Source organism: Deltaproteobacteria bacterium PRO3 (assembly GCA_030263375.1).
GTDB lineage: Bacteria > UBA10199 > UBA10199 > DSSB01 > DSSB01 > DSSB01.
Map to the genome: position 1 here is coordinate 1 of SZOV01000143.1, position 6,152 is coordinate 6,152.

Below are 6,152 nucleotides of genomic sequence, written 5' to 3' on the forward strand. Positions count from 1 at the left end.
CGGCGGATTCTTGCGGCCGCTGCGGGGCGCCTTCTGGACGCCCGCCCCGATCGCGATCCCTACCCCGGCCGCCGCGCCCGCGGCCTCGTCCCCGGTCGCCGCGATCGCCACGTCCGCCGCGATCCCCGCGATCGCCGCGCCCGCGGCCCAACTCCCGCCTCGGCTCGCGCTCGGTCTCTCGACCGGTCTCGCGCGGCGTCTCGGGCCCCGCCGCGCGTTCGGCGCCCTCCTCGACGTCCCGGCCGCGACGCCGGCCCCGCGGACCCTCCTCTCCGGCCAAGCGATCGCGGCCCCGGCGCGGGCGCCGCGGCTCTTCGTCGCGATAGTCCTGTTTCGGCGTGAGGTAATCCTTGAGCGGCGTGTAATAGTCGCGGTCCTTCTCGAAGACCCCCTCGACGCCCTTGCCGCCGTCGGGGAAACGCTTCACGTTGGCAAAGGCGCCCTCTTCGATCGAGCGCATCAGGCCGCGCAGCTTGATCTTCTTCAGCAGCGCCAGGGCCTCGTCCATCACCTGCCGCGCGCGTCGCGCGATCTTGCCGTTATTCTGGAAGAGAATTTCGTCCCGGATGCTCTTCGCGCCGCGGAAGATGTAGTTGGCGTTCTTGAGGCTTAAATAACGATCCTGCACGAAGGGGTTGTGGATCGCCTCGGTATGCATGCCCATCAGTTGGATGGTCTGCCCGGTCATGATGCCGGCCAGGTTGAAGAGCCCGTCGTAGAGGTAGCTGAAGAAGATGTCGCCGCTCTTGTGCTTGGTGGGCGGCATGAACTTGATCGGAGAGCGCGGGAAGACCTCGCGGATCAGCTGGGCCTGGGCCCACTCGTAGAGGATGGAATCCTCGATCCAGGGGTCGATCTCGTAGGCGTGCCCCAGGGAAATCTGGTTTTCTGGCAGGCCCGCCGCCTTGGCGAAGGCCTCGTTGAGGAAGTGGCTGGCCAGCACCTGGTAGTAATACTTATGCGACTCGGCCGTGGTCAGGTAGTTGTCCTCTCCGGTCTGGATGGTGATGCCGGAGAGGGCGCAGATGCGGCGGCTGAAATACTGGTCGACGAAATTCCGCTTCATGTTGATGTCGCGGAACAGGATGCCGTACATCGCGTCGTTGAGCAGGTAGTCGACGCCCTCGAGGGCGCCCAGGACGGCGATCTCGGGCATGCAGAGGCCGGAAGAGTAATTGGTGAGGCCGATGCGCCGCTTGAGCTTCTTCTCGCTGTGGTCGAGGGCCTGCCGCATCAGGCGGAAATTCTCCTGGGTGGCGAAGGTCCCGCCGAAACCCTCGGTGGTCTCGCCCTCGGGGACGTAGTCGAGCAGGCTCTGCGCGGTGGAGCGGATCACCGCGATGATGTCGGCGCCCATCTCGGCCGCGGCCTGCGCCTGCCAGATGTCCTCTTGGATGTTGCCGGTGGCCACGATCACGTAGCGCAAGGGCGCCGCGGACAGGGCCCAGGCCGGGCGCTTTTTCTTCTTCTCGCCGGCGGCGCGGAGCTTGGCGACGGTCTTCGCCAGAAAGGCCTGGCAGGCCTCGTCGATCTTTTCGGCCGGAGCGGCCTCGAGCTTGCCCAAGTCGATCTCATCCGCGACGATCTTACGGGCGAGCGTGGTAGGCGTCAGCCGTGGGTGCTGCGCGGCCGCCAGCCCGAACCAATAACCGGCCCCCTTGTGCAGACGCTCGACGCCGATCTTGTCGAGCAAGGCGTTGACCAGCGGGTAGCGGCCCTGCGGCGCGGGCTCTTTGGAATCTTCTTCCAGGGGGCCCTCGACGCCGAGCATGCGCAGCGTGCTGCGCTCGATGGAGAGCGTGGTGTGGCGGTTGACGTTTTGGATGATGGAGCGGATGATCTGCGCCGCTTGGTCGCGGCACTGGTCGATCTGATCGCGATCGAGGCTTAATTTGGACATTCGCGAAATTGTTTCAAGCAGAAGGCTCAAAGTCCGGCGCCGAGGGCTGAAGGCCATGGACTTTGGAATTCGGCTTTAAAACCTGTTAAAACTTTAATGTACCTGCCCCTGCGTCTCGCGAGGCTCGAGGGTCACCGAGTCCTCGTGGAGCAGGCGCGCCAAGCCGCGCTCTTTGTGCGGCCGCGATTCGGCCGCCACTGCCTGCGCGGTGGAGCACGAGCAATCCGTCAAATGCGGCTGAGGATAGGTGCTGATGAATCCCTCGTAATTGCGCACCACGACTTTTTTGTCCGACTGGCTGATCAGGTAGTTGGGTCCGACGGGGATCTTTCCCCCGCCGCCCGGCACGTCGATGACGAACTCGGGAACGGCCAGGCCGCTGGTGTGGCCGCGCAAGGATTCCAGGATCTCGATCCCTTTTTCGACGGGGGTGCGGAAGTGGCTGATCCCCTCGCTGAGATCGCATTGATAAATGTAATAAGGCTTTACGCGCAGGGCCAACAGCTCTTGCATGAGCTTTTTCATGATCAGCGCATCGCTGTTGATTTTCCTCAGCAAAACGCTCTGATTCAATATGGGGATACCACCGTCGACAAGCCGGTCGCAAGCGATTTTTACCTCGGGGGTCAGCTCGTAGGGATGGTTGAAATGCGTCATAAAATACAGGGGTTTGAACAGCTTGAGGGTGTCGACCAGCTCTTCGGTGATGCGCATGGGCAGGACGCAGGGGATCTTGCTGGCGATCCGCATGATCTCGACGTGGGGGATGGCCCGGATTCGGGAGAGGATCTCGACCAGCATGGCCTTGCCCATCATCAGGGCGTCGCCGCCCGAGACGATGACGTCCCGGATCTCCCGGTGCGAGGCGATGTAGTCGCAGATCACGTCCACCTCGTTTCGCTCTTTATGCCCCTCCTTGTCGAGGACGAAGCGGCGGCGCGTGCAGAAGCGGCAGTACATCGAGCAGACCCCCGTGATCGTGACCAGGACCCGGTCGGGGTAGCGGTGGACGACGTTGGGGACGGGCATGTCGGCGTCTTCGGCGAGGGGATCGTTCATCTCGCCCGGCTCGAGGTGCAGCTCGGCCTCGGTGGGGATGCACTGCAGGCGGATCGGACACTCGGGGTTGGTGGGATCGACGAGCGAGAGGTAATAGGGCGCCACCGCGAACTTGTATTTGGGCAGGGTCTTCCGGATGCGCGCGATCTCGTCCTCGCCGAGCGGCAGGAGCTCGGCGAGCTGCTCCGGTGTGGTCACGGTATGCTGAAGCTGCCACTTCCAGTTATCCCAGTCCGAGCGCGGGACCTCCCGCCAGGGCGCGAAGCGCTGGTAGTAGAGCGGGTTCGTATTGTCGCAATAAGGAAGACGCATAGGGCCTCCATACTACCCCCACTCCTTGGCTCATCCCGGCGAAGCGCCGCGCGCGGCGCCCGCCTTCAACCCTGAAAAAAACTCCCTTAAGGCCGCATGCCGGCGCAGCAGGTCGAGCGCGTATTCGGCATGGCCCTCGGCGTAGCCGTTCCCCATGACCAGCTCGACGTCGCGACCCAGGCCCTCGGCCGAGAGCACGGCCCGGCTGAACCGGGTCGCCATGTTGAAGAACAAAACCTTGCCCCCCGGCCGGGCCGCCAAGATCGCCGCCGCCTCCGTCTCCGGGGCGTTGCAGGCGTTGACGACCAGATCGAATTCCGGCGCCCCAGCCCTGCGCAGGGCCTCGAGGAAATCCAGGGGCCTTTGGGCGTCCGCCCGAAGCGTCCGGGTGAAGACCCCCAAGGCGGCAGCGCGCGCCAAGGCCGGCTCCGAGAGGTCCGTCGCCCACAGGGAGAGGGAAGACGGAGCAAGGCTTTGAACCGCCGCATAGGCGCAGAGGACCCCGGACTTCCCCGCCCCCAAGATCAAGACGCGATCGCTCGCCCCGGCGATCCTGCGAAACCAGGCCGGGGCCCCGCAGACATCCAGCGCCGCCAAGGCGGCCGGCTCCGGCAGATCCTCCGGCATCCGCACCGCGGGCGAGGAGGCGAAGAGGACGGCGTGCCCCTCGACCTCGACTTGGCCCGTCTCGAGTCGCACTTGAAGGATTTTTTCCAAGTGCAGCGGGGTCAAAGTCAAACTGACCAAGCTGGCGACGCGATTGCCCGGCTGAAAGCGCGACGGCGCCCCGGGCCCCAGCTCGAGGACCTCGCCCAAGAGCATGCCCCCGGAACCGGTGACCGGGTTTTGCATCTTGCCGCGTTCCCGGACGATGCGCAGGATCTCCGCGGCGATGGCCCTCGGGTCCTCGCCGCAGCTCTGACGCAGCTGCCGGAAGGAGGCCGAGTCGAGGTTCAAGCGCGAGACCCGCAAGAGGGTCTCGTCGGCATAGAGCGGCAGCCCGGGATCGAGCCGGTCGGCGGCCTGGGGCAGGACCCCTTCCGGTGCCAGGACCCGCAGCGTCCCCAAGGGGTTGTCCCGGGGGCGGACCGAGGGCTGCACGTTTCGGCGCAGGGCTTCCATGCTCCCAGTGTAGCACTTCAAGGAATAGCGGATAACCCCCCAGGATAACTTTATTTTTTGACAAAGTGCGGCAAGAAGGTCGGGCGCTTTAGGGCTTGGAATCCGAGCCAGAGTCCCGCAGCTGAACCACGGTCTCCAGATTCATCGTCTGGGGAAAAAAGTCGATGGCTTGGACCCAATCCACGGCATACCCGGCCTTGACCAAGACCTGGAGGTCCTTCTTCAAAGCCGGGGGATGGCAGGAGACATACAAGATCGCGGGGGGCCGACGCTTGCGAAAGACCGGCAGGCAGTCCTCGGCGCCGCCCCGGGGCGGATCCAGGATCACCAGGTCGAAGCGCTCCCCCGATTGATAAAGTTTTTCGGCGGTCTTGGCGGCCTGGCCCAGGCGCCATTGAACCCTGCCCTCCTGTTCCGAGCGGCGCCTCCCCTCCTCCCCCGCGCGGGGATTGGACTCCACCGCCAGCCAATCGACTCCGGGGACGGCGAGGGGAAAGCTTAAGTTGCCGCTGCCGGCGAAGAGCTCGAGGACGCGTCGCGGCCGCAGCGCCGCGAGGGCCCCTTGCAGGACCTCGATCAATCGCTGATTCGCCTCCGGATTGACTTGCAGGAAGCTCCGCTCCTCGCCGTCCTGGCGGATCTCGACGGAGCCGTCCTCTTGCAGGGTCAGCTCGAAGGTGAGCGAGGCCGGTTTCTTCGTCCCCTGCAGGACGGACTGCGCGCGCCTTTTCACCTCGAGGAGCTTGGCGTTGAGGGCCGGGTCCGCGATCCGACACGCGTCGATGGGCACCACCTCGCGGCTTCGGTGCGCGTAGAAGCCGACCTCCCCCTTCGGCCCGACGTGGAGCTGGATGCGGCGGCGGTAATGCCAGTGCTTCGGCGAGGGAATCGGCGGGCGGATCTTTTCGGGAGGAACGATGCGGGCGAGGGTCGCGGCCAGCCACCGCTGCTTCTCCGCGAGCTGCCGACCCTCGCTCATGTGCTGGAGCTGACAGCCGCCGCAGCGGCCGAAATAGGGACAGGGCGGCGCCACACGGTCAGGGGAGGGTTCCAGCAAGGTCGCCTGCGGGGCGACCCGCCAAGTTTCGCCGGGGATGGAAAAGGGCACGATCGCCTTCTCCCCGTCGATCAGGGCGACGCCGCGTCCCCCCTCGTCCAGGCCGGCGATGAGAACGGTTTTGGGCTTCATCGGAATATTCCTTGCTTCAAAAAGACTCGGAGGGATATCGGAAAATTTCAACGGAAGGAAGCCGTCATGAGCGCCCCCAAACCCGTCCCCTGGACCCAAGCCGGCGACGCCGACCTGGCCCCCGTTCGCGGGATCTGCCTCGACATCGACGAGACCCTCTCTACCCACGGCAAGCTGACCGCCGAGGCCTACGCCGCACTATGGTCCTTGAAAGACGCGGGCTACTTCGTCGTACCCGTCACCGGCCGGCCCGCGGGTTGGTGCGACCATTTCGCTCGTTTCTGGCCGGTGGACGCGGTGGTGGGGGAAAACGGGGCCTTCACTTTTTTTATGAAAAACGGCGTCCGTTCGCGGATCGACACGCCGGGCGTCGCGGCGCATCCCAAGCGGGGCCTCGAGGCCCTGGGCCGCAAGATCCTCGAGCGCTTTCCCCACGCGAAGTGGGCCTCGGACCAGGCCTACCGCGAGTACGACCTCGCCATCGACTTCTGCGAGGACGTCCCGCCTTGGCCCCGCGAGGACGTCGACGCCCTGGTAAGACTCTGCGAGGCCGAGGGCGCGCACGCAAAG

Annotated in this window: 4 protein-coding genes and 1 pseudogene; 1 reads left to right on the plus strand and 4 read right to left on the minus strand. The window is 65.4% G+C overall.

Annotation, left to right across the window (positions count from 1 at the left end; all coding sequences use genetic code 11):
- Positions 1-340: 340 nt before the first annotated feature.
- The 4 genes and pseudogenes from FBR05_14390 to FBR05_14405 all read right to left on the minus strand — a co-directional run bounded on the left by FBR05_14390 (position 341) and on the right by FBR05_14405 (position 5,582).
- Positions 341-1,900: pseudogene (locus FBR05_14390) on the minus strand (D-lysine 5,6-aminomutase subunit alpha).
- Between the two features lie 93 nt (positions 1,901-1,993).
- Complete coding sequence (locus tag FBR05_14395) at positions 1,994-3,271, minus strand: KamA family radical SAM protein (protein MDL1873366.1); 1,278 nt, start codon at positions 3,269-3,271, stop codon at positions 1,994-1,996.
- A gap of 30 nt (positions 3,272-3,301) precedes the next feature.
- A complete protein-coding gene (locus FBR05_14400; GenBank protein MDL1873367.1) occupies positions 3,302-4,393 on the minus strand; it encodes an L-erythro-3,5-diaminohexanoate dehydrogenase in 1,092 nt (363 codons plus the stop codon).
- A gap of 88 nt (positions 4,394-4,481) precedes the next feature.
- Positions 4,482-5,582: a class I SAM-dependent RNA methyltransferase gene (locus FBR05_14405; protein MDL1873368.1), complete on the minus strand. Its 1,101-nt coding sequence runs from the start codon at positions 5,580-5,582 to the stop codon at positions 4,482-4,484.
- On the opposite strand from FBR05_14405, the gene FBR05_14410 reads away from it, so the two are divergent.
- A partial coding sequence (locus tag FBR05_14410; protein ID MDL1873369.1) for a hypothetical protein occupies positions 5,259-6,152 on the plus strand: 894 nt, incomplete at its 3' end. The two genes, FBR05_14405 and FBR05_14410, sit on opposite strands and share 324 nt — an antisense overlap.